General features: G+C 35.9%; 16 protein-coding genes. 3 read left to right on the forward strand and 13 right to left on the reverse strand.

From position 1 onward, the window contains the following. Positions 1-109: 109 nt before the first annotated feature. Entirely contained in the window at positions 110-1,519 is a 1,410-nt protein-coding gene (locus OLM61_RS15585) for an SMI1/KNR4 family protein (RefSeq protein ID WP_264523546.1), read from the forward strand. Positions 1,520-1,578: 59 nt separating this feature from the next. On the opposite strand, the gene OLM61_RS15590 is transcribed toward OLM61_RS15585, so the two are convergent. The 6 genes from OLM61_RS15590 to OLM61_RS15615 form a co-directional block, all read right to left on the reverse strand. Continuing rightward, on the reverse strand, positions 1,579-2,895 hold the full coding sequence (locus OLM61_RS15590) for a serine hydrolase domain-containing protein (protein WP_264523547.1): 1,317 nt from the start codon (positions 2,893-2,895) through the stop codon (positions 1,579-1,581). Further along, on the reverse strand, positions 2,892-3,509 hold the full coding sequence (locus OLM61_RS15595; protein WP_264523548.1) for a DUF1700 domain-containing protein: 618 nt from the start codon (positions 3,507-3,509) through the stop codon (positions 2,892-2,894). Before OLM61_RS15595 ends, OLM61_RS15590 begins: the two co-directional genes overlap by 4 nt. Beyond that, on the reverse strand, positions 3,506-3,841 hold the full coding sequence (locus tag OLM61_RS15600) for a PadR family transcriptional regulator (protein WP_173966663.1): 336 nt from the start codon (positions 3,839-3,841) through the stop codon (positions 3,506-3,508). The genes OLM61_RS15595 and OLM61_RS15600 overlap by 4 nt, the downstream gene beginning before the upstream one ends. A gap of 103 nt (positions 3,842-3,944) precedes the next feature. Further along, entirely contained in the window at positions 3,945-4,460 is a 516-nt protein-coding gene (locus tag OLM61_RS15605) for a DUF421 domain-containing protein (RefSeq protein ID WP_264526392.1), read from the reverse strand. 118 nt (positions 4,461-4,578) lie between these two features. Then, the gene (gene rimK, locus OLM61_RS15610) at positions 4,579-5,946 is read right to left on the reverse strand and encodes a 30S ribosomal protein S6--L-glutamate ligase (protein ID WP_264523549.1); all 1,368 of its coding nucleotides are present in this window, start codon (positions 5,944-5,946) and stop codon (positions 4,579-4,581) included. A 140-nt stretch (positions 5,947-6,086) separates the two neighbouring features. Further along, positions 6,087-8,633, reverse strand: coding sequence for an ATP-dependent Clp protease ATP-binding subunit (locus OLM61_RS15615; protein WP_264523550.1), 2,547 nt, complete (start codon positions 8,631-8,633; stop codon positions 6,087-6,089). Positions 8,634-8,890: 257 nt separating this feature from the next. Here OLM61_RS15615 and gyrA point away from each other — a divergent pair, with 257 nt between their 5' ends. Continuing rightward, positions 8,891-11,536: a DNA gyrase subunit A gene (gene gyrA, locus OLM61_RS15620; RefSeq protein WP_264523551.1), complete on the forward strand. Its 2,646-nt coding sequence runs from the start codon at positions 8,891-8,893 to the stop codon at positions 11,534-11,536. 43 nt (positions 11,537-11,579) lie between these two features. After that, on the forward strand, positions 11,580-12,851 hold the full coding sequence (locus OLM61_RS15625) for a tetratricopeptide repeat protein (RefSeq protein ID WP_264523552.1): 1,272 nt from the start codon (positions 11,580-11,582) through the stop codon (positions 12,849-12,851). A 328-nt stretch (positions 12,852-13,179) separates the two neighbouring features. On the opposite strand, the gene OLM61_RS15630 is transcribed toward OLM61_RS15625, so the two are convergent. The 7 genes from OLM61_RS15630 to OLM61_RS15660 all read right to left on the reverse strand — a co-directional run bounded on the left by OLM61_RS15630 (position 13,180) and on the right by OLM61_RS15660 (position 22,554). Then, positions 13,180-13,599: an OsmC family peroxiredoxin gene (locus OLM61_RS15630; RefSeq protein WP_264523553.1), complete on the reverse strand. Its 420-nt coding sequence runs from the start codon at positions 13,597-13,599 to the stop codon at positions 13,180-13,182. Positions 13,600-14,329: 730 nt separating this feature from the next. After that, on the reverse strand, positions 14,330-16,321 hold the full coding sequence (locus OLM61_RS15635; RefSeq protein WP_264523554.1) for a DUF349 domain-containing protein: 1,992 nt from the start codon (positions 16,319-16,321) through the stop codon (positions 14,330-14,332). Positions 16,322-16,691: 370 nt separating this feature from the next. After that, entirely contained in the window at positions 16,692-17,441 is a 750-nt protein-coding gene (locus tag OLM61_RS15640) for a shikimate dehydrogenase family protein (protein ID WP_264523555.1), read from the reverse strand. A 2-nt stretch (positions 17,442-17,443) separates the two neighbouring features. Further along, positions 17,444-18,838 (reverse strand): tetratricopeptide repeat protein, encoded by a 1,395-nt coding sequence (locus OLM61_RS15645; protein ID WP_173966655.1) that lies wholly within the window; start codon positions 18,836-18,838, stop codon positions 17,444-17,446. Between the two features lie 211 nt (positions 18,839-19,049). Continuing rightward, positions 19,050-20,246 (reverse strand): aspartate aminotransferase family protein, encoded by a 1,197-nt coding sequence (locus OLM61_RS15650; RefSeq protein ID WP_264523556.1) that lies wholly within the window; start codon positions 20,244-20,246, stop codon positions 19,050-19,052. A 78-nt stretch (positions 20,247-20,324) separates the two neighbouring features. Next, entirely contained in the window at positions 20,325-20,813 is a 489-nt protein-coding gene (locus tag OLM61_RS15655) for a hypothetical protein (RefSeq protein WP_264523557.1), read from the reverse strand. A 76-nt stretch (positions 20,814-20,889) separates the two neighbouring features. Next, positions 20,890-22,554, reverse strand: coding sequence for an OstA-like protein (locus OLM61_RS15660; protein ID WP_413614361.1), 1,665 nt, complete (start codon positions 22,552-22,554; stop codon positions 20,890-20,892). Positions 22,555-22,762 lie beyond the last annotated feature (208 nt).

The following is a 22,762-nucleotide window of genomic DNA, read 5'->3' on the forward strand; positions in this document are numbered from 1 at the left end:
TATTTTAAAGCCGATTTCAAATTGAAATCGGCTTTTTTGTTTGTTAAAACGGGTTATTTTGAAGTATAATGTATTTATATTTACTTAAAAATAAAGAAAGAAATACAGATTGAAAACAGACCTATTGAATCAGATAGAAAGAATAAAAAGAAAGTTGCTCCTGGCGAAAAATGCAGACAAAGGCTTAAAGGTTTTTGGGGCTGACAGCCATAAATATACCATTGGAAAAACGGTTAATGCCGATCAGATTATCCGTTTTGAAACCGAATACAATCTCGAGCTTCCGGACGATTATAAAGCCTTTTTACTGCATATTGGCAATGGTGGAATATCTTATCAGGATTCAGCTGCAGGGCCGTCTTATGGAATATTTCCTTTTGGGAAAAATCTGGAGGAATTTGTCTATAGTAATCCCGAAAATTGCTTAAAGCAGGATTGTAGAGTTTATCCAAAAATGAGTGATGAATTCTGGGTAGAACTGACACAAAATATTGAAGAGAATGAGGGTATTTCTCAAGAAGATTTTGATGCGGAACTTGGTAAATTGTTTGGCGGAATACTGCCAATCGCTAGTCAGGGCTGTTCGTATTATTACGGACTTGTTTTAAATGGAGAATTTAAAGGACGGGTTGTAAATATTGATATCGACAGACAGAAACCTTATTTTGCTTTTGAGTCTAATTTTTTAGATTGGTACGAAAGATGGCTTGATGAAATTATCCCAGAAAATACCATGACAGAGGAACCTCATTTATTTCGATATACCTTAGGCGGATTGTCAGCTTACATTTTAGAAGTATATTTTTCTACAGAGGATGATGAAATTAAGGAAGAATGTCTCAACGGAATCTTAAAAAAAGAGATATTAGATGTTGAAACTCTAAGTATTTTAGAAGAGCAGTATAAAATAAGTTCAGGGGAAATTCAAAAAACAATACTGCAGCTGCTCACGAAGTTCGATTATGAACGCGCAAAACCGTATTTAATGGACTTTGCAAAAGAGAGTCTGCTGACGGTATTTCAATTCGTATTTTGGTATGCAAAAAACAAAAGTACAGATTGGCTAGAGGTTATAAAAGCAAATGCTGATGCGATTGAAGAGGAGGAAACCTTCAGATTTTGTACGTACTTGTTAAAAGAAATGAAGCTGGATTATGGGGCTATTATCATTCCGTTTACGTCTAATAAAAGTGAGTCAATAAGAGTTAGTGCTTATTATTCGCTTGGGCAAATGAAGGATAAAAACAAGTACACCGCTGTTTTTATAGAAGGTCTTCATGATAGTTCAAACAGAGTTATTCATACCACTTTGCAAGCATTGGATGGGGTAGAGGATAAAAGGCTTTTAAAGCATTATAAAAGGATTGCTGAAAAATTCCCCGTAGAAAAAGATTATATTCTGGTAAATCTCAATCATAGACTGAAAGCATATGGTTTGACCAATAAAACGATTAAGAAAGTGAATACAGATTTTGAAACCGATAATCAGGGTGTGAAATGGTATCAATTTTGGAAATAAAAAAAGCTGGTTTCAATTGCGAAACCAGCTTTTTTGTTTGTATTGGTGTGCGGTAAATTTTATTCTTTTGTAAATAAATAGTCTTTCCCGCCTTGTTTTAGTGTCATTTCTTTTTTCTCGGAGTTGAACTCCAGAACAATTCCTGCAGCATCAAATTTAAAGGCATTTGTGGCTGTAGCTTCTAAAGGAAAAGAAGGCTGGCCTGTGGCCTGAGCAATTAGAATATTATTCTTTTGAGAAATGCTTATTTTTAACGGAATCTGTAAACTGCCATAAGTTCCGGAATAGGAATCCAGAATTGCAGGTGTAACCGCAACATTACTAAAGACCGGCATTACAAAAGGCTTGTTGAAATACGAATTCAAAGCACATAACATGATGTTATTGTTGTCGTAGCCCATTCCGTTTGAAGTTAGAGCCAACGCTAATTTTTCATTTGGGAAATAGCCTGCAACAGATCTGAAACCGTCAATTCCGCCAGTATGTCCGTAGCTTTTTCTTTCGTAATACGGAAATTCTAAAAGTCCCATTCCGAATTTGTCCTTAATGGTTTTCATCTGGTTTAAATGTTCTGTAGAAACTACTTTTCCGGCAAAAAGATTTTCATAGAAAAGATTTAAATCAGTCGGATTAGAAACTACAGCTCCGGCTCCAAGTGGAATTGATGCATCCGTTTCGCTTTCTTTATTCCATTTCCCTTCAAGCGTATAAGAATAACATTCGTTGTTGTTCAGATTGATTTTACCGCCCAGATACGTGTTTTTTAGGTGTAAAGGTTTTGTGATCTTCAGACTTAAAATTTCGCCATAAGACTTCTTGTAAAGGTCTTCCAGTATATACGACAAGAGTATGTAATTAGAATTGCTGTACTGGCCTTTTGTGTCAGGTTCAAAAACGATAGTACCGGCAGAAATGCGTTCAATCATTTTGGCTCTGGACTGGTACTGAGTGTTCCATTTTAAGTAATCGTCGTCATTGGTAAAGTCGTGTATACCGCTTCTGTGGTTCAATAAGTTGCCAATGGTGATTGTTTTGGCGTTTTTTACCGTTGGAAAATACTTGTCGATCGTTTGGTTTAAGTTGATTTTATTTTCTTCTACCGCTTTAAGAATTAAGGATGCCGTAAATGTTTTAGAGATCGAGCCAATTCTGTATTTGGTATTGAGGCTTGATTTTTTTGCGCTTGTAAGGTCATCAAAACCAATAGATTTGGTGTAAATTGTTTTCCCGTTTTCAGATATGGCAATACTTCCCATGTATTTGCTGTTTTTTTCTAAAAGCGCAAACAGGCTGTCGAGTTTTTTTGAATTGAAAGTTTGAGAAAAAGCGCTCGTCGTGATAAGAGCAATGCAGTAGCTGATGATGATTTTTTTCATGATGATGATTTTTGATTGATTGATTTTTTAAGTTTTAATAATAGGGTTATAAGTAAATAGGATAATACGGTTGATACTAGCATGACAGGAATAAACCAATTACCAAGAGCCTCGTAAGTGTGGTATTTAATTTGATCCTCGGGATTCATTATTCCTAATGTGAAAACAGAAATAGAATCTTTATTGATATGAAGACCTACCTGAGAAGGATTCAGGATTTTTGCAAAAATCAGGAATACAAAACCAAACAGGAAAAGGTATAAAATAGAGAAAAAGATGTACGAAATGCCATTGGTAATGTTTAATGCCAAAGCTTTGAAAACATGAACAGGGTTGAATGTTTTGGTGGCTTGTTCTAGTTTTTTATCGGCAATAAGGGGTTTCAGAACCTCTTCCGGAGAGCCTAGTTTTTCGATGCTGTCTAAAAGAGAATCGAGTTCGTTTGTTCCATTTCTATGTTGAATGGCTTCAAAAATATGGCTGTTAAATTCCATATAAATGTCGTCCTGATCTATTTTTGGTAGTGAAGCGGTTGTCTTTTTGATGCGCTTCATGTAGCTGTTGTAAACGCGTTGTGAAGCTTTTTGTTCGAATTTGATATCTTCTATTCTCATTGAATGATTTTTTTAATTGATTTTTCCAGATTTTCCCAGTAAATATTCATTTGGCTCAAAGTGGCGATGCCGGCTTCGGTTAAGGAATAGTATTTCCTTGGGATTCCGGTTTCCTGTTCGACCCATTTTGAATCTACCAGTTCTTCTGTTTTTAATCGGTTCATTAATGGGTATAGTGTTCCCTCTGCGATTTCTATTTCGGTATGTTTTCTTATTTGTTCGATAAGTTCATAACCATAGTACTCTTGATTTTTGAGTACATTAAGGATAATGAAAGTTAAAGTGCCTTTCTTTACCTGAGATTTCCAGTTTGTTACAAATGTTTCGTTCATTTGGCTAATGTATAACAAAATACATAGTATAACAAAGTATATAGCTAAGTTTTTTATTTTAAATATTTAATATATTGATTATTAAGTATTTAGGTATGTTGTTTTATTTTTGCAGATTCTTGCGATTGTGTTTTCGCTTGTAGTGTGTTTGTTTGAGATTCTGCTTTTCTTTTGAAATAATGCTTATAGTGCCGTCAATTTCCAGCATAGCAAGCTTAATATCGGTCAAATGTTCGAGGCCGTGCTCACGTGCCGCTTCTTTTAATTCTTCGTGTGAAATGTCTAGTCTGCTTAAAGCTTTAAAGTCCAGTTCGCCGTCATGAATCAGGATTTCGGGCTTGTCCAGTAGTAAATTGCTGAGACCTTTGTATTTGTGAGTCAGTTTCTTGATGATGTAATTGATGATGAACAATGCCAAAGCAGCAACCAAACCTCCCCAAAGACTGGTATCCGGACCAACCATTGCATTTTGAACGGAGTTGCTAATCAGTAAAATCAGAATAATATCGGCAGTGTTTAGCTGTGAAAGTTCTTTTTTGCCGAAAATTCTCAAGGCAATGGTCATGAAAAAATAAACGGAAAGACTTCTTAAAATAATATCTAAATAGGGGGATAGCATCATTTCTTTTAGTGTTTGGATTAAAAAAAAACTTTGTCAAAGCAAGACTTCAACAAAGTTCCTAAATTAATGTTTAGACATGAGGTCTAAATGAATATTTTTACTGAAAAAGAAGCGATTATAATTTAAAGTTCTTCTCGATGGCTTTAATCATTTCACCTGCAACATCTTTGTTGGTAGCGCCTTCAATTCCTTCAAGACCCGGAGAAGAGTTTACTTCAAGCAGCAAAGGTCCTTTTGACGAGCGGATAATGTCAACACCGGCTACTTTTAAATCCATAGCTTTTGCGGCTTTTATGGCGATTTTTTTCTCCTCGGCAGTCACTTTTATAACAGATGCTGTTCCACCTAAGTGAATATTGGCCCTGAATTCACCCGGCATCGCTTCACGTTGTATTGCAGCTACCACTTTACCGTCGATCACAAAACAGCGAATGTCTTTTCCGTTGGCTTCCTTAATAAATTCCTGAACAAGGATGTTAGCATTTAAGCTTTTAAAAGCATTGATTACACTCTCTGCGGCTTTTTTGGTTTCTGCTAAAACAACACCTTTTCCCTGAGTTCCTTCCAATAACTTCACGATCAAAGGCGAACCTCCAACCATTTTAATTAAATTGTCGGTATCCAGTGGTGAATTGGCAAACCCTGTAGTAGGAATGTCGATTCCGCTGTTTAAAAGCAGTTGTAACGAATAGAGTTTGTCACGCGATTGAGTGATGGCTGTTGCTGAATTTAGTACAAAAACCTTCAATGCTTCAAACTGACGCGTTAAAGCACAACCGTAAAAAGTAATGCTTGGTCGGATTCTAGGAATAATAGCATCAAACTGGTTTAGTATTTTTCCGCCGCGATAGTGAATCTCGGGAGTTTTGGCATCCAGTTTCATATAACATTCTTTGATGTTTAAAAAATGCATTTCATGTCCGCGCATTTCACCCGCTTCCATGATTCTTTTATTGCTGTACAATTCGGGATTACTGGCCAAAAGCCCAATTCTTAATCCTGAGCTTGCTTTTTCAGAGTTTTGGTACAATTCTTTTAAGGCTTCAGGGCTCGGCTGTCCTAAAAGGTATTTTTCTTCGGGATCAACCAATACACGTCCGCTCATGGCTTCACGGCCTAAAAGCATTCGGAAACCCATAGAATCCCTGTTGGTCAGGGTCATTTCGATAGGCCATTTGATGTCGCCAATTTTTAAATGGGTCTGAATCACGTAGCGGTGTTCTCTGAAACCACTTGAGCTTTTTACAATTCTTTTGTCAACCAGCGGCGCTTCACAATGAATGATGGTTTTAATATTATTCTGAATAGGATTAATATCGAATTTCACCCAATTGGCATCATTTTTTATAAAAGGAGCTATGTTTATAGCGTGCATTGCCGAAGTTTTGGCACCAGAATCCACACGAGCCTTGATTGTCGGGATTCCTAGTTCTGGAAATGAGCACCATTCTTCGCTACCTAAAATGACTTTGTTTTGAAGCATACGTTGTTTTTTATTATAGAATTTAATAGCCAAAAATAGCTATTTGCTTTTATTAAAGATAGCAAATTTTCCAAAAAAAATGCCCGTTATGTTATGAAAACGTAACGGGCATGTTATTCTTGTTATAAATTAAAACTAATTTATTGATTAGTCGGCTCTTCGGCTTTGTGGATTTCTACAGATAGTTCCTGAGAATCATCTTTCAGATCCATTAAGATTTCATCACCTGAATGTATTTTTGAAGTGATGATTTCTTCTGCTAACAAATCTTCGACATATTTCTGAATCGCTCTTTTTAGAGGTCTTGCACCAAATTGTCTGTCAAATCCTTTTTCGGCAATAAATGCTTTCGCTTTATCGGTAAGACTTAAAGTGTATCCTAATTCTGAGATTCGGCTGTACAATTTTTTAAGTTCAATTTCGATAATCAAATCAATATCAGCTTTTTCTAAGGCATTGAATACGATTACGTCATCAATTCTGTTTAAGAACTCAGGAGCAAAGGTTTTCTTCAATGCATTTTCGATAATGCTTTTTGAGTTTTCATCGGCCTGAGCTACTTTTGCAGCAGTTCCGAATCCTACGCCTTGTCCAAAATCTTTTAACTGACGCGCTCCAACATTAGAAGTCATGATGATAATCGTGTTTTTAAAGTCGATTTTGCGGCCTAAACTATCCGTTAAGTATCCATCATCTAAAACCTGAAGCATCATGTTGAATACATCCGGATGCGCTTTTTCGATCTCGTCTAACAGCACAACACAATAGGGTTTTCTGCGAACTTTTTCAGTCAGCTGTCCACCTTCTTCGTATCCTACATATCCCGGAGGCGCTCCAACTAAACGAGAGATCGCAAATTTCTCCATGTATTCACTCATGTCGATACGGATTAACGCATCTTCAGAATCGAATAATTCTTTTGCTAAAACTTTTGCCAATTGTGTTTTACCAACCCCAGTCTGACCCAGGAAGATAAACGAACCAATTGGTTTGTTTGGATCCTTAAGTCCGGCTCTGTTACGTTGAATAGAACGTGCAATTTTTAAAACAGCTTCATTTTGTCCGATTACTTTATTCTGAATCAATTCAGGTAATTGGGCCAATTTATTGCTTTCTGTTTGTGCAATACGGTTAACAGGAATTCCGGTCATCATCGAAACAACATCGGCTACGTTATCTTCTGTAACTTCAATTCTGTTGTTTTTAGAGTCTTCTTCCCATTGTTCCTGAGCGACAGCCAGGTCTTTTTCGATACGTTTTTCATCGTCGCGAAGTTTGGCAGCCTCTTCGTATTTTTGTTTCTTAACTACCATGTTTTTCATTTCGCGAACTTCTTCTAACTGACGTTCCAAGTCTAAAATTTGTTTCGGAACATCAATGTTAGTGATGTGTACGCGTGATCCTGCTTCGTCCAGTGCATCGATAGCTTTGTCCGGTAAGAAACGCTCAGACATATATCTGTTTGTTAATTTAACGCAGGCTTCAATAGCTTCCTGTGTGTAAGTAACATTGTGGTGATCTTCGTATTTGTCTTTTACATTGTTTAAGATGGCAATTGTTTCTTCAACAGAAGTTGGTTCCACAATTACTTTTTGAAAACGTCTTTCAAGAGCACCGTCTTTTTCAATATATTGTCTGTACTCGTCAAGAGTAGTAGCTCCAATACATTGAATTTCACCTCTTGCCAAAGCAGGTTTGAACATGTTCGAAGCATCAAGTGAACCTGTTGCTCCACCAGCGCCTACGATGGTGTGAATTTCGTCAATGAAAAGAATGATATCATCGTTTTTCTCCAGCTCGTTCATTACGGCTTTCATTCTTTCTTCAAACTGACCGCGGTATTTTGTTCCGGCTACTAAACTGGCCAGATCAAGTGTAACCACACGTTTGTGGAAAAGAATACGGGATACTTTTTTCTGAATAATGCGCAGAGCCAGTCCTTCCGCAATAGCAGATTTACCAACTCCAGGCTCTCCAATAAGAAGCGGGTTGTTCTTTTTTCTACGGCTTAGAATTTGAGAAACGCGTTCGATTTCTTTCTCGCGTCCTACAACCGGATCCAGTTTTCCTTCCTCTGCCATTTCTGTTAAATCTCTCCCAAAATTGTCCAGAACCGGAGTCTTGGATTTTTTGTTTGACTTATTGGCGGGATTGTTAAAACTACTTTCTTTAAGACTGTCATCTTGTCCTGAATCGTCATTATACGATTCGTTTCTTGGCAAGTTTTCTAAGAATTCTTCTTCGTTTGGAGTCATATTTAAATATTGTTCTTTAGCTATGTCATAATCTATTTTTAGTTTATTCAATAGCTTGGTTGTTGGATCGTTTTCGTTTCGTAAGATGCATAGAAGCAGGTGCGCCGTGCTAATCGACGAGCTTTGAAATACTTTTGCTTCCAGAAAGGTGGTCTTCAGGGCTCTTTCCGCCTGACGCGTGAGATGAAGGTTTTTCTTTTCGGCATTTACTTCAACGCTTTGATTGGCTGGACTAAGTATTTCTACCTTCCTGCGTAAATGATCTAAATCGACTGCAAGGTTATTAAGTATATGAATAGCTTTTCCGTTTCCATCTCTTAAAATGCCTAGCATTAGATGTTCAGTACCAATAAAGTCGTGGCCCAAACGTAAGGCTTCCTCTTTACTGTAGGTAATAACATCTTTTACTCTTGGTGAAAAATTATCATCCATAATATATAATTGGTATTGTAAATTTAGTGAATTACTGTTTGAAAAACAAAAACCGTACCCATCAGCATCTCCTGACAGCTAAGTGACAAAAAAAATAACAATAAAAGCGTTAAAATACGCTTAATTTATTAACTAAAACCTAAAATAAAGTTGTTAATAAATCATTGAAATAAGTGTAAGCAAATAGCTGAAAAAATTTCAAAAAAACGTATCTTGGCACGCTTTGAAACTAATATAATTATTTAATATAACAACTTATGTCTGAAGGAGAAAAGTTAATTCCTATTAACATAGAAGATGAAATGAAATCAGCTTACATCGATTATTCGATGTCAGTAATCGTATCGAGAGCACTTCCAGATGTTAGAGATGGCTTGAAACCAGTGCATCGAAGAGTTCTTTACGGAATGTATGACTTAGGAGTAACATCAAGATCTGCCCACAAAAAATCTGCAAGAATCGTAGGAGAGGTTCTGGGTAAGTATCACCCGCACGGAGATACCTCGGTATATGATGCGATGGTACGTATGGCTCAGGAATGGAGTATGCGATATTTATTAGTGGATGGTCAGGGTAACTTTGGTTCTGTTGATGGTGATAGCCCGGCAGCAATGCGTTATACTGAGGCCAGAATGCGTAAGATTTCTGAAGATATCATGGCAGATATCGAAAAAGAAACGGTTGACTTTCAGTTGAACTTTGACGATACTTTATATGAGCCAAAAGTAATGCCAACAAGAGTTCCTACTTTATTAGTAAACGGAGCTACAGGTATTGCCGTTGGTATGGCAACCAATATGCCACCACACAATTTAACCGAAGTAATCAACGGTACCTTGGCGTATCTTGATAATAACGATATTGAAGTTGACGAATTAATGACGCATATTAAAGCTCCGGATTTTCCAACCGGTGGTGTAATATACGGTTATGAAGGAGTTCGTGAAGCTTTTAAAACCGGTAGAGGACGTATTGTAATGCGTGCTAAAGTAGGTTTTGAAGAAGTGGATGGAAGAGAATGTATCATTGTTACCGAGATTCCATATCAGGTAAACAAAGCCGAAATGATCAAGCGTACGGCTGATTTGGTTAACGATAAAAAAATTGAAGGTATTGCGAATATTCGTGACGAGTCGGATAGAAACGGTATGCGTATCGTTTACATTCTGAAACGTGATGCTACGCCAAACGTAGTATTGAATACCTTATATAAATATACTTCATTACAATCTTCTTTTAGTGTAAACAATATTGCACTGGTAAAAGGTCGCCCACAAATGTTGAATCTGAAAGATATGATTCATTATTTTATTGAGCACCGTCACGATGTAGTAGTAAGAAGAACGCGTTTTGAATTGCGTAAAGCTGAAGAAAGAGCGCATATTTTAGAAGGTTTAATTATTGCTTCGGATAATATCGACGAAGTAATTGCGATCATCAGGGGGTCTAAAAATACCGAAGAAGCCCGTGAGAAATTAATCGAAAGATTCAATTTGTCAGACATTCAGGCCAGAGCAATTGTTGAGATGCGTTTGCGTCAGTTAACAGGTCTGGAGCAGGATAAGTTAAGAGCTGAGTTTGACGAATTAATGAAGTTAATCGAACATTTGAAAGCCTTATTGGCAGATGTCGATTTAAGAACCAATTTAATTAAAGAAGAACTGGAAGAAATCCGTGAAAAATACGGGGATGAGCGTCGTTCTACTATCGAATACTCAGGCGGAGATGTTAGTATCGAAGATTTAATTGCCGATGAAAATGTGGTGATTACAATTTCACATGCCGGTTATATCAAACGTACCAACCTTACCGAATATAAAACTCAAAACAGAGGAGGAGTTGGACAAAAAAGTGCAGGAACAAGAGATCAGGATTTCCTTGAGCATATGTTCGTGGCAACCAACCACCAATATATGATGTTCTTTACGCAAAAAGGAAAATGTTTCTGGATGCGTGTTTATGAAATTCCGGAAGGAAGTAAAACGGCAAAAGGTAGAGCAATCCAAAACCTGGTAAACATTGAAAGCGATGATAAGGTAAAAGCTTTCATTTGTACACAAGACTTAAAAGACAAAGATTATATCAACAGTCACAATCTTGTAATGGTAACCAAACAAGGACAGGTTAAGAAAACATCTTTAGAGAAATATTCTAAACCAAGGGTAAATGGTGTTGCTGCTATTACGATTAAAGAAGGTGATGAGTTATTGGAAGCTAAATTAACCAACGGAGAGAGCCAAATTATTCTGGCAGTTAAATCAGGTAAACTGGTTCGTTTTGAGGAAACTAAAACGCGTCCGATGGGAAGAACAGCTTCAGGAGTTCGTGGAATTACTTTAAAAGACGATACCGATGAAGTAATTGGAATGGTAACCATTGATAAAGAGAATGTTAACGATTCTCAGATTTTGGTGGTAACAGAAAACGGATACGGAAAACGTACTAAATTAGTTGACGACGATGGTGAGGATGTTTACAGAATTACAAATCGTGGAGGAAAAGGAGTTAAAACCCTTAATATTACCGAGAAAACAGGAAAATTAATCTCTATCAATGCGGTAACTGATGCTGATGATTTAATGATTATCAACAAGTCTGGATTAACGATTAGAATGGCTATTGAAGATTTACGTGTAATGGGTCGTGCTACTCAGGGAGTTCGATTGATTAACTTAAAAGGTAAAGATTCTATTGCTGCGGTAACAAAAGTAATGAAAGATGATGTTGCCGAAGTTGTTGTAGACGAAGACGGTAACGTGATTGAATCGGTTATTGAGAGAGTGAAACCGGACTTAGAAGTTCTTGAAGATGATGGTGTTGTTGAAGACGATGACGACGATGATGATTCAGAAGAAGAATTAGAGGATGAAGATGATTCTGAAGAAGAGGAATCTGAAGAATAGTAGAAAATAAACCACTTATAATTAAATACACAAATTGAATATTATGAAAAGTAAATATGTAATACTTGCGTCAGCATTATTGATTTCAGTAGCTACTTTTGCTCAGAAGGATCAGATTAAGAGTGCTGAAAAGGCATTAAAAAGCGGAGATGCTCAGGGAGCACTTACGATATTAAAAGATGCTGAAAATATGGTAGTAAATGCCAAAGATGTTGAACAAGCACAATACTATTTTGTAAAAGGTAATGCTTATTTAGATTTGGCAAATAAAAAAGTAGAAGAAGGGAAAAACCTTTCTCTTGCTGCTGAGACTTACAAAAAACTAATTGATGTTGAAAAAGCATCTGGAAAAGTTAAATACTCTACTCAGGCTGCAGCTTCTATTACTGAAATAAAAGGAAAATTGATTAACGCTGCAATTGCAGATTCTCAGGCAACCAAACATGCTGATGGAGCAAAAAAATTGTATGATGCTTATTTGTTAGACAAAAAAGATACAATCAATTTATACTATGCAGCTTCTACAGCAGTAAATGCTCAGGATTTTGATCTTGCTTTACCAATGTACGAAGAGTTAAAAAAATTAAACTATTCAGGAAAAGGAACAAGCTTCACGGCTGTTAATAAAATTTCTGGTAACGAAGATGGTTTTAACAATGGTAAAGAAAGAGATTTAGCGGTAAAATTAGGAACTCACGAAAAACCTAAAACAGAAGCTATTCCTTCTAAAAGAGGTGAAATTTACAAAAACCTGGCTTTAATCCTGGTTCAAAAAGGACGTAGTGAAGATGCTAAGAAAGCTATTGCAGATGCAAGAAAAGCAAATCCGGAAGATTCTTCTTTGATTTTGACAGAAGCGAATTTGTATTTAGAATCTAAAGATTACGAAACATACAAAAAGTTAGTAGGTGAGGCTTTGCAAAAAGATCCAAACAATGCTGATTTAGTTTTCAACTTAGGAGTTATCAGTGCTAATGCAAAAAATACTGCTGATGCTGAGAAATATTACCTAAAAGCCATCGAAATCAATCCAAACTATGCTAATGCTTACCTTAACCTTGCAGCATTAAAATTAGAAGCTGAAAAACCAATCATTGATGAAATGAACAAATTGGGAACTTCTGCTAAGGATATGAAACGTTACGATGTATTGAAAGCACAAAGAGAAGGTGTTTTCAAAGGAGTTATTCCTTTCCTTAAAAAAGCAAACGAGTTAGATCCTAAAAACGAGGATGTTGCTAAAACTTTATTAGGAGTTTACAAAGCGTTAGAAATGACTGCTGAAGCAAAAGCGTTGAAAGCTACAATGAATTAATAAGAGTTCATAAAACTCAATAGTTTTAAATTCCAAATCCAAATTCCAATGATACCAAGTATTGTTGGAATTTGGATTTTTTTATTGCTATGTTGAAATCTCAATAATTTAAAATTCCAAATTCCAAATCCCAAAATCCAATGATGTCAAATATTATTGGATTTTGGAATTTTAAAGTTTGGAATTTTTCTATTGGATAAAAGCTCAATACTTAAAGAAAACAAATTCCAAATCCCCAAAACCCAATGATACCAATTATTGTTGGAATTTGGGATTTTAGAGTTTGGAATTTGGATTTTAAGATTTGGAATTTATTTAAGTTTTAATCTTAAGCGACTAGTGTAACAGTTAGTGTGATAGTCGTATTCAAAAGTTTGGAAATCGGACAAATTTCTTTTGCTTTTGCTGCTGTTTTTTCGAATTCCTCTGTTGAAATACCAGGTACTTTTCCTTTTAAATCTAAATGAATCAAAGTGATGGAGCCGTCTTCAAATGTTACTGCGGCTTCTGTAGTTAAATCATCTGCTGTGTAACCGCCTTCGTTTAGTAAAAAGCTCAATTGCATCGTAAAACATCCGGAATGAGCTGCAGCAACAAGTTCCTCGGGATTTGTTCCAACGCCGTCTGCAAATCTTGTTTTAAACGATAGCTGTGCGTTGTCTAAAGTGGTGCTTTGCGTACTGATTGTTCCTTTTCCTTCCATGCCTGTTCCTTTCCAGTTGGCATTTGCTTTTCTTGTAAATTTCATTGTAATGTAATTTGAATTAATAATTAATTTGATATTTTATGGATTGTCACTGGATAATGTGACTTTCAAATATAGTTAATTTTCTTACATAATTGCATTTCGAAGTTGAATAAAACGTTAAATTTTTGTTTTATAGGCGGAAGGGATTGAAGGTTTTACCGCAAAGTGCGCAAAGATTTTTTATCAGTTACGCCTGTATAACGCAAAGTTCGCAAAGCTTTCTGTTGCTATAACTTGGTGTGTTTTGCCTGCTTTGGTGTCAATAATGCGGATGTAGTTGTGAAGTCCCTACGGGACAGTTTTATATTAGGGAGAGCTGTGTGGTTACCAATGTGCAATCTCTACGAGATTTTTTTAGGCTTCTATTGTAGTAAAGTAAAGCGTTTAGTTTCAGCCAAAGTGCTCCTTTAGGAGTTTAATGTTTAAAGCGCTCCTTTAGGAGCTTAATATTGTTAGTTTAGTTATTATGGTATTTTTCAGATACAATGCTCCTTTAGGAGCTAAATATTTATAGCGCTCCATTAGGAGCATAATATAGCTAAGCAGTCATCCCTAATAGGGAAATGTCCCGTAGGGACTACATATCGGTGGCCGGAATAATTTACGTTAAGCCGCTTTCAAAGACAGAGTAAAGTTCTGATGAAGATTTTAAAGCATAAAAAAAACTGCAGCGAATTTCTTCACTGCAGTCTTTGTATTTAAATGGTTTCAACTTTGATCGATCTGATAATTATTCCTGATTTAAGTTGCGCAATTGTTTTAGCTTTTCTTTCCAAACGTCAAGGCTTTCTTTGTGAATGGCAATGTTTTTGCGAACTTCAAGTACAATCGAATTTTCTTTTTTGGCATTTTTTGTATTGGCGAAGAACTGAATGTTGTTTTCCAATTGGAAAATTTCATTTTGAACTTCTTCAATTTTGCGCATTAAGAAAATCTTTTCATTGTCTAATTTACGTGTATCGTTACTGTCAGACAAAGAATCAATTCGGTTGGAGAAACGCATCATTTCAGTTTCCTTTTTACTCAAACTTAGTTTTTCAAAAAGAGCATCTAAAATTTTATTGAATTTCCCTTCTATATGACGTCTTGCAAAAGGCACTTTTCCGTATCCTTTCCAGATTTCGATGTGCGCTTTAATCGCATCCAGATCTGTTTTGTGATCACCCGTTAGCTGGTAAGCTCTCAGGATGTCTAAATATGCTTTTTTGTTGTCGAAAGCAGCTACTTCATCAACGTTTTCTTCTGATTTGTGCTCTTTTAATTTATCAAAATAGTGATTGCAGGCATCTTTAAATTCTTTCCAGATTTTATCAGAGTATTTTTTAGGAACGTGGCCAATTTGTTTCCACTCTTCCTGAATTTGTTTCATGATAGGGGTAGTGGCAGTAAAATCGGTGCTTTCCTGTAGTTCTTTGGCTTTTGCTACCAACGCCATCTTTTTGTTTAAATTGTCGTTTTGGTCTTTTTTAATGTCTTTGTAAAATGAATTTTTAAAAGAATTAAAGTTTCTAACGGCAGTTTTAAAAGCGGCCCAGGTTTCTTCATTTACTTCTGAAGGGACTTTTCCGGCAGCGAAAAACTCATTTCTAAGGCCTTCTACTTTTTGAATTTGTACCAGCCATTGTGAGTGAGAGTTTACTTTTTCGGTTCCTAAAACCTCAATTTTTGCAATGATCTCTTTTTTAACGTCAAGGTTATTTTGTTCGTTTGCTCTTTGGCTTTCAAACAAAACTTCTCTTTTGTCGTGAATTTTTTTAGTAAGCTCACTAAATCTGTTCCAGATCGTATCGCGGTGTTCTTTAGAAACCGGTCCGATATCTTCCTTCCAGATGCGGTGTAAGTCCTGTAGTTCACGGAATGATTTGCTAATGTCGGTTTCGTTAACCAATTCTTCAACACGAGCAATTATCTTTTGTTTTTGTTCCAGATTGTGTTTAAAATCTAAATCTCTGGCTTCACGATCTAAATGCAGATAATCATAAAAATTTTCTACATGAAAATGATAGTTGTTCCAAACATGATTGTATTTGTCTTTCGGAATTGCACCGGCATTCTTCCATCTTTCTCTTAAATCATTAAAATGTTTAAGCGTGTCTTTGATGTTTTCCTGCGGGTTGATTAGTTCTTTTAACTCTTCAACGATGGCAAGTCTGTTTTCTAAATTTGATTTCAGGTTGGTTTGTAAATGTTTAAAATGAGCATTTCTTTTCTCTCTGAAAACATTATAGTACTCGTCAAATTTAGATTTTAAAGGAGAGTGGTATTCGAATTCTTCATTCGGATCTTGTTTAGAAGCGTTGAATTCTTCTTTTTTCTCTTCTATAAGGTGGTTGTATTGTAATAAAAACGACTTCTTGATTTCTTCGATATGATCTTTTACCGACATTACTTTGTCAGTATTGATCAGTTTTTTCAATTCATCAACAAGCGCATCCAAAGAAAAAGTGTCATAATCCTGCATAGGAATTTCGTGGCGCTCTTTAAGCGTCTCGTCTTCACTTTCTTCGGCATTCGAATTTGTTATGGCATCTAATGCAGTTTGATGATTGACTTCAATAGCTTCAGCAGGGATTTCTGATTCAATTTCAGGGTCTGAAATTGTATTTTCAGTTACTGCATCGGCATCAGCCGTTTCAATTGCACTATTTTGAGTAGAATCGTTAGTGTCGATTTCTAATTTTCCGTCTGCTTCTTGCAGGTTATCATTCTTTTCTTCTAACATTTTAAATGTATAAGGTTTTTATTTTAAACAGAGCGAAAGATAGTAAAGGTGTTTCTAACTACAAAATAATTCGTTTGTTTATACGTTATTTTACGATGAAATTCTTACTAATTGGTTTAATTTAAAGATATCATGCGGGTTTTTTTGTTGATTTTTTGAAGTTAATTTAAATTATAAATTACCGGAATTTTTAGAAATGAAAAAGAAAATGATAGTATTGAGACATCTTAGTTCGTTTTATTTCGATTAGGGATAAGGAAATCGGGAAGGAATAACTGTTTTATAATATTAGGTATAAAAACAACAAACCCGACAAGTTTTTGAAAACTGTCGGGTTGAGATATTTGAAATACTGTTGTGTCTTAAACTTTTATTTGTTCCAGATTTTCCATGCTTTTTCTGCCTGAAAAATAAGCATATCGTAGCCGTTTTTTATGATGGCACCCTTTTTCTTAGCTCTTTTTAAAAACTCGGTTTCTGCCGGATTATAAATTAAGTCATAAGCGATATGTTTGTCTGTAAAAAACTCGTACGGAATATCAGGGCAAGCGTCAGTGTCAGGAATTGTTCCTACAGGCGTACAGTTGATGATGATCTGGAAATTATCAAAAGTAGTCGCATTGATTAAGTTATAATCGATGATGTTTTCTTTGGCTTCTCTCGAAACAAAAGTATAGAGTATACCTAACTCATCCAGCGCAAAAGCGACCCCTTTTGAGGCTCCACCTGTTCCCAGAATCAATGCTTTTTTATGATGCGGTTCTAATAAAGGTTCTAATGACTTTTTGAAGCCGTAATAATCGGTGTTGTATCCTTTTAATTTCCCGCTTTTGGTAAACTTAATAGTGTTGACAGCACCAATTAAGGCTGCTTTTTTGGATAGCTTGTCTAAGAATGGAATGACTTGTTCTTTATAAGGAATTGTAACATTTAAACCTTTTAAATCGGGATTGTTTTTCACTAATTCGGTGAAATAATTGATTTCAGAAATGTCGAAATTTTCGTAGCTGTTGCCGGCAAAAACTTCATCGCTAAATTTTTCTGTAAAATATCCTTTTGAAAAAGAGTAACTAATATTACGGCCTAGCAAGCCAAAACGTCTTCTTAAAATATCAATCATTATTATTTTCTGTGTTTTTCAATGTAATTTTGAACCGTTTTTTTCGACCATACTACCGGAAATAAATCTTCGATTAAAATGTAATTATCAAAGTTTAAACGCAAACCATTACTCAAATGAAATTTAGCTTTGGTAGTGTCCTGAATCATGAAATACAATCCTGCCAATCGGTATTCGATTTCGTTTTCTTCCGGGAAATATTCAGTGGCCTGCAGCAGGGTCTGAATGGCACTTTCAAATTCACCCAGAAACTGCAAAATGTCAACCCAGAATAACCAGGTGTCCAAAGCGTAATCTCCAAATTCAACCGCTTTTCGGTATCCAAATTCAGCTTCTTCAAAAAAGTTCATTTGTTTGTTGATCGTTGCATAACGTTTCCAGTACAAACGATTTTGATTGTCGATTGCAAGTGCTTTGTTGACAAAAAACAGGGCTTTTTGAAAATTTTTCTGGCGTACATGAAAGTCTGTAATGGCGATCCATCCTTTGTCTAAAAGCGGATCCTCATGTACTGTTTGATTGTAGTATTGTAACGCTTTTGCCGAATTTCCGAGTTTTTCATAGCATTTTCCAATACGCAATAAAGCATAGGAAGTGGCATCGTCAAGTTCGATAGTACGGTTGTAGCTTTCGATAGCTTCGTTGTATTTTTTTAAACGTTCGTAAGCTTTTGCTTTTTCCATGAAAGCGCCCAAAAACTCATCGTCAATCAGCGTTGCATAATCAAAAGCGCGAATGGCGTTTTCGTATTCTTTTACACCATAATGCAAACGTCCAAGCTGGTGCCAGGCAATTTCGCTATACGGGTTTTTGTTGATATAATTGTTAAGATACACAATGGCTTCCTGGTTTTGATCTAAAAATTCAAAACAATACACCACGTTGTAAAGAGCAGACTGATCTTCTAAGTCTTCTTCAAGACATTTGATGAAGCTGTCTTTTGCCATCTCGAGGTTATCCATAAAAAGATACTCCATTCCAATCAGGTTGTACACGTCGGCGTAATCATCTGTAAATTGCAGGGCAATCTTAAGCAATTCTACCGCTTTCTCGTGTTGATCTCTCTTAGAACAGATATTGGCTTTCTGGATGTAAATTTCCTCGTTATTCGGTTCAATTGCATACAACTCATTTAAGAGTTTTTCGGCGATTTCCAGTTTATCGTCGTAAACCAGCATTTCTACTTGTACTAATTTTAAGCCTGTAGATTTTGGGTGTTGGTCTAATGCAAGTTTTAAGGCCTTCTTTGCTAAATTAGCCTTACCTATGTCTAAATAATGAAGAATAATTTCTTCGAATTCTTCAGAATCAAAAAAGAGTACTTTGTTAGTTTTTAACATCGACTCAAATTTGGATAGGGATAGGTTATAATCTTCTTCTTCGTTGCTTAATTGCATACTCTCTTTATTTGAAATTAGCCTGTTATAAATTTAGGCAACCATATTATTGCTGTGGGGAAAGGAAATTAATTGTTTTGAACAATTTAATTAACAATATGGACAGAATTCCGATTCTGTTTTTAGTCATAATCTTCTGATTTATAAAAAGATTATTTGTTATTATTTTTAGATACCGATGGGAAACAAATCCCGGTTATCATGCGTTTTATTAAACTTGTTGTTTCTTTTTCAGGATTTCATCCATAACCTCTAAAATTATGGCACAGCCTTCTTTGATTTCTTCTTCAGAAATGGTTAATGGAGGTGTTATTCTTATGGCGCATCCTTCAAAAAGCAACCAGAATAATATAAGCCCTTTGTCCTGACAGTTTAAAATAACTTCATTGGTTATTTCGGCAGTTTCGGTCATCGCGGCAAGCATTAGTCCTTTTCCTCTAACTTCCTTTATCAAAGGATGTACCAAAAGCGATCTGAAGAGTTTTTCTTTTTCTAAAGCCTCCTGCATTATGTTTGTTTCAGTTAATTCCTGCAAAGTAGCCAGGCAGGCTGACGCAATGACAGGGTGGCCTCCAAAAGTGGTAATATGTCCCAGTTTCGGATTTTCGGTCAAAAGATCCATTTTTTCTGCCGAAGCTGTAAAAGCACCTACGGGCATTCCGCCTCCCATTCCTTTTCCCATCACTACAATATCCGGAACGACATCGTAATTCTGAAAGCCAAATAGTTTTCCCGTTCGGCCAAAACCAGGCTGGATTTCGTCAACGATCATCAGGGCACCAACTTCATCACAACGCTTTCTGACTTTTTGAAGAAAATTGTTGTGAGGTTCAATAAATCCGGCACCTCCCTGAATGGTTTCTAATAATATTGCAGCAGTTCTGGTCGTTATTTTTTGTAAATCTTCTTCGTTATTGAAGGTAATAAAATCAACATCCGGCAGCAGGGGTCTGAAGGCCTGTTTGCGCTCTTCAAAGCCCATAACACTCATAGATCCCATAGTATTGCCATGATAGGCATTGTGGCAGGAAATGAGCTGGCTGCGGCCTGTTGTTCGTTTGGCTAGTTTTAATGCGCCTTCAATCGCTTCTGTTCCTGAGTTAACCAAATACGTTTTGCTTAAAGATTCAGGCAGGAGCGAAGCCATTAGTTTGCAATATTGTACCGCCGGACTTTGAGAATATTCGCCATAAACCATCACATGCGAATACTTGTCGAGCTGATCCTTAATGGCCTGATTGACTCTCGGGTGCTGATGCCCAAGTGTACAGGCAGAAACACCTGCTACAAAATCTAAATATTTTTTATCGTTAGTGTCGTAAATGTACGAGCCAATGGCGTGTGAAACCTCCATTCCCAATGGGTATGGTGAAGTTTGTGCCTGGTATTTTATAAAATCTGGATTCATTTTTTTTTAAGTTTCTAAGTTGCTTAGGTTCTAAGAATCTAAGTTTTTTTAGTTTTATATGCAGGAAAAACGAATGCTTTAATCGTTCTTAATTTTTTCAAGTGTTTCAATATCCAATACATCGCTAAGTCGGTTTAGACTTTGTTTAGATAATTTTCTGAATGTAAATTCAATAAATATATATCGAATCATTAAACATTCAAGCATCGCTATTAAGATAAAAAGGATTAAAAATTTGTTGTCTTGAGAAATTGCTTGCAAAATTAGTCCTGCCAGAGGAAGACAAATGAAGAAGCTTAATAAAATTTTAAACGCTTTATTTATTTCTACATTAATAACCCCATTGTTGTCAACAATTTCGCCGCTTAATACACAAAATGCGCCTTTACCTATTTCAGATGAAATTATTGTAAATGCATTATTGTTGATTGTTCCAATAAATGATTTATCCGTTATTTTTGAAGCCAAACTTTCACTGCTTTCTGTTCTTCTTTTTAAGCGATCGAGAGATTCTGATTGTTCTCCAATGATTTTGAAAGTATAATTACTTGCTGGAAATAAGTTCATTTTTTTAAGTTTCTAGGTGACATTAGCCTCAGTTTTCAGTTAGTGAAAACTGCGACTGAAAACTGAAAACTGAAAACTATTTTTTACTCTTAGCATTAGTAGTTTTCTTCACCGCGGGTTTCTTTTTGTCGTAATCCAGCGTTTCTTTTCTGACTTTTATTGGAGTATCTTTATCTTTAGCCTCTTCGTCTTTTCCTTCCTGGACTAATTTATCGTTCATTTCATTGTCTTCAGCGGTAAAAATATCGTCTTTCGACTTTATTCGTTCGTCGCCTCGCCAACGTAAGCCTTTTAGTTTACGGGCATTTTCAGGTAAATCGGCTTCAGGATATACGTCACCGTCTACTTTGTTGAAAAAAGTAATGGTTTCAATATCATTGTTTTCTATGATCAGATTGATTTTACTGCTTACATTTTTGTTGATTCCGATTAACTCATTGTCGTCATTGCGCATGTAATAGATCACCTCAGTGTTTTTGATCACGTCGACATCGTGTAGTTTTCCTTCCTTGAATTTTCCAAACAAATTGAGTCCCTTGACCTGATTGTAGCCGGTTCCGAGGGTATCCCGTGAGACAATAAAGGTGTTGTTGAGGACTTTTAAAGAGTCCAGTTTTTGGGTATTTTTATCGCCAATAAGGTGCATTACATCTCCGGTAATCTGACTTTCTCCGTTCCAAAGAATTGGATTTCCAATCAGTTTTGTCAAAGCGGTTTTAGAATTCGAATGAATAGAATCACATTTTCCACTCATGTCTATTTTGTAAAAACGCACGTTGTTGTAAGCTCGTAAAATACGCTCGCCTTCTTTTCCGGTCACCATCAGTTTTTTTCCATGAATATAAACCGAATCTTTTTCGACCAGATTTATGGCTACCGCTCTTTTGGTCACGAACATTGAATCTTTAAGTTTGTAAATTTCGGCATAATGGCCTTTTACAATCCCCCGATTGATGGAGTCTGTGATTTTTACATTTCGGGTCGCAGAGGCAAATTCGATATTTCGATTGTAGTACAAACTATCGCCTTCTATGAGACGGTCATCGTATTTGATATAGGATTTCCGCAGAAAATGCGCCAAATTTTTCTTGGTATCATAAAAGCCTCTTTCGGTATAAATGTAATTGGCTTTACTGGTAATGGTGGAAGGACCAAGTAAATAAGAGTGTCCTGAATTGCTATAATAATCCAAATGGTTCGATTTTATAACATATTTTGGGTTGGTAATGGTAACGGCAGTTAAGAATTGAAATTTTTTCTCGGCAACATAATACCTTCCCGATTTACTAACCAGTGTATTGTCTTTGTTGATGATAGTACCTTTTGTGTTGTAGAATACCTGTTGAATATTTCGGTCAAAGTTTATGGTATCGGTGCTTAAAGTGGCATCGGGAGAACTCATTACGGCATCCCCGGTTGCAAAGGCTTTTTTTACATTTCCGCTGTATTCGGCATATTTACTGTTTAGAAACAAGGTGTCACCTTGCACTAATTGTACATTTCCAAAGGCTTTTAGATAGTTTTCTTTTTGAAAAAAATAAGCGCGATTACAGGTAAGCACAACGCCATCGTGATTTACTTTTACGTTTCCAATTAATAGTAAAGCACCCGGGATTTCGTTTTCGTTGATTTCTTGAAAATCAGCATTTTCAACAATTATTGTTTTAGGTTTTTGAGCAAAAAGGACTTGTACGCTTAAAAAAAGCAAACAATAGGATATGAAAAATAGTAATTTCTTCAATGGATTAATTTTTTGTCAAATTTATGAAAAAGGTTAGAACCTTTATGGATATTAAGATTAATTTATCAACGCCAATTTATTTTTAGAGAGGCAAGAGCGCAAGAGCCGTAAAGCCTGATGGTTTCCGTAATTTTAAGTCATTTCAAAGGCTAACCTTGTACTATTTATCCATGTAGTTTTGAATCTAATTTATCAACAAAACATCTTA

Origin of the sequence: Flavobacterium sp. N502536, from assembly GCF_025947345.1 — a bacterium.
GTDB lineage: Bacteria > Bacteroidota > Bacteroidia > Flavobacteriales > Flavobacteriaceae > Flavobacterium.

Excerpts from the sequence above, each read along its gene's own strand:
- OLM61_RS15590 (WP_264523547.1), bottom strand. The coding sequence starts at position 2,895 with ATGAAAAAAATCATCATCAGCTACTGCATTGCTCTTATCACGACGAGC.
- OLM61_RS15595 (WP_264523548.1), bottom strand. The coding sequence starts at position 3,509 with ATGAGAATAGAAGATATCAAATTCGAACAAAAAGCTTCACAACGCGTT.
- OLM61_RS15600 (WP_173966663.1), bottom strand. The coding sequence starts at position 3,841 with ATGAACGAAACATTTGTAACAAACTGGAAATCTCAGGTAAAGAAAGGC.
- OLM61_RS15605 (WP_264526392.1), bottom strand. The coding sequence starts at position 4,460 with ATGCTATCCCCCTATTTAGATATTATTTTAAGAAGTCTTTCCGTTTAT.
- rimK (WP_264523549.1), bottom strand. The coding sequence starts at position 5,946 with ATGCTTCAAAACAAAGTCATTTTAGGTAGCGAAGAATGGTGCTCATTT.
- OLM61_RS15615 (WP_264523550.1), bottom strand. The coding sequence starts at position 8,633 with ATGGATGATAATTTTTCACCAAGAGTAAAAGATGTTATTACCTACAGT.
- gyrA (WP_264523551.1), top strand. The coding sequence starts at position 8,891 with ATGTCTGAAGGAGAAAAGTTAATTCCTATTAACATAGAAGATGAAATG.
- OLM61_RS15625 (WP_264523552.1), top strand. The coding sequence starts at position 11,580 with ATGAAAAGTAAATATGTAATACTTGCGTCAGCATTATTGATTTCAGTA.
- OLM61_RS15630 (WP_264523553.1), bottom strand. The coding sequence starts at position 13,599 with ATGAAATTTACAAGAAAAGCAAATGCCAACTGGAAAGGAACAGGCATG.
- OLM61_RS15635 (WP_264523554.1), bottom strand. The coding sequence starts at position 16,321 with ATGTTAGAAGAAAAGAATGATAACCTGCAAGAAGCAGACGGAAAATTA.
- OLM61_RS15640 (WP_264523555.1), bottom strand. The coding sequence starts at position 17,441 with ATGATTGATATTTTAAGAAGACGTTTTGGCTTGCTAGGCCGTAATATT.
- OLM61_RS15645 (WP_173966655.1), bottom strand. The coding sequence starts at position 18,838 with ATGCAATTAAGCAACGAAGAAGAAGATTATAACCTATCCCTATCCAAA.
- OLM61_RS15650 (WP_264523556.1), bottom strand. The coding sequence starts at position 20,246 with ATGAATCCAGATTTTATAAAATACCAGGCACAAACTTCACCATACCCA.
- OLM61_RS15655 (WP_264523557.1), bottom strand. The coding sequence starts at position 20,813 with ATGAACTTATTTCCAGCAAGTAATTATACTTTCAAAATCATTGGAGAA.